The sequence below is a fragment of the Acinetobacter sp. GN11 genome (assembly GCF_054823985.1).
The window spans coordinates 1-1,121 of record NZ_JRVL01000375.1 but is presented as its reverse complement, the minus strand read 5'-3'; the positions used below and the strand labels follow the sequence as shown (position 1 = coordinate 1,121).

The 1,121-nt window shown below is 31.7% G+C and carries 1 protein-coding gene and 1 pseudogene; both read left to right on the top strand.

Translation table 11 applies throughout. The features are described from left to right. The first annotated feature begins 75 nt into the window (after positions 1–75). Positions 76–810, top strand: coding sequence for a DUF4145 domain-containing protein (locus tag NL42_RS19540; RefSeq protein WP_461314009.1), 735 nt, complete (start codon positions 76–78; stop codon positions 808–810). Positions 811–819: 9 nt separating this feature from the next. Beyond that, a pseudogene (locus tag NL42_RS19535) lies at positions 820–1,121 on the top strand (hypothetical protein); the annotation flags it as partial.

Here is a 1,121-nt window from a genome sequence, read left to right as displayed (position 1 = left end):
CCCCGTGTTTTTATTATTAAAGTATTTAAAGTTATAAACTAATGGAAATATTTCCAAATAAATGCGGGGAAAATTATGAGTACATTTATTTTTGATTGTCCTAGTTGCTCAGCTAAGAACAGTACTTTCAATGTTAAGAGTTTTCATGGGATGGAGAGTTCTAAATACAAAATATGGGATTTATTTTCAGTTTGTAGGGCATGCTCAAAATCAATGGTAATTTCAGCTAAAGTAAAGTTTGATATTTATGACAAACTGTATATCCACAGTAGTTCAGTTAGTGACAGTACAATAAGAATTCGTGAACAAGTTTCTAATGTGATTGAAAGAGAAGATGTTCATTTAAATAATGCTCTAATGAATTTTATTTACTCTCCTGTACAAAGTGGACAAATCAATCCACCTGAATATTTACCTGAAAAAGTTAAAGATATTTTTAATGAAGCAACAAAATGTTTATCTTTAAATTGTTTTAATGCTTCTGGAGCAATGTTCAGGCTTTGTCTTGATATGGTGACGAAAGATATAGTTCAAAAAAATGAGGCATTAGTACCAACACGGGATGATAAAAAATCAATTCACACTCGATTAATTTGGATTTTTAAACATAACTTGTTAAATAATGCTTTGGAAGATTTATCACGCTGTATCAAAGACGATGGTAATGACGGTGCTCACGATGGAAATCTAACAAAGAATGAAGCAGATGATTTACTTGATTTCACATATGAACTTTTAGAGCAAGTCTACACACAGCCGGAAAGGATTCGATTAGCACAGATTAGAAGACAAGAAAGACGTCAATCGTAAGAGTTCAGAATGATAGTAAATAAATCTTGCTTAAAAATATTACGATATAGAAAACAGCACCCCTTTGTTTTTTATTCTATGATTTTATATCTTGGATCAATATTAGGCTATGTAATATTTTTTCATGTCTATTTTGCAGATTACAACAAACCGATGCCCTTAAATGAAGTGGGGGATTTCTTAGCTGGAGTGTTTGCACCAGTAGCTTTTTTTTATCTTTATCTGGGATATATACAGCAAGGTACTGAACTAAAGCAGAATACTCGCGCTTTAAATCTCCAAGCAAAAGAATTGCAAAATAGTGTAGAGCA

Excerpts from the sequence above, each read along its gene's own strand:
- NL42_RS19540 (WP_461314009.1), top strand. The coding sequence starts at position 76 with ATGAGTACATTTATTTTTGATTGTCCTAGTTGCTCAGCTAAGAACAGT.